Source organism: Rhodococcus sp. AC861 (assembly GCF_979256035.1).
This window is the reverse complement of the sequence record NZ_CEEDMW010000088.1, coordinates 1-244: the sequence shown is the minus strand read 5'-3', so window position 1 is coordinate 244 and position 244 is coordinate 1. Positions and strand designations below refer to the sequence as shown.

1 pseudogene is annotated in these 244 nt (G+C 69.3%); it reads right to left on the bottom strand.

The features are described from left to right. A pseudogene (locus AC0IX4_RS23260) lies at positions 1-244 on the bottom strand (GGDEF domain-containing protein); the annotation flags it as partial.

Here is a 244-nt window from a genome sequence, read left to right as displayed (position 1 = left end):
CCCGAACGCCTCGGCCGCGCCGACGTCGGCGACTGCGAAAACCAGGTAGCTGAGGGGAGAGGGCTGGGCGGGGGACGCGGCCGCGGCCCCACAGTCCGCCACCACGAGCACGATCACCAGGACCTGCGCGACCGTCCGGTCGGGGAAGGCGCGGATGTACATGGCCAGGAACATCACCGCGATCAGGCACTTGAACTGCGATGCGGTGAGCACATGACAGGCCATGACAGCGGGCGTCGCGATC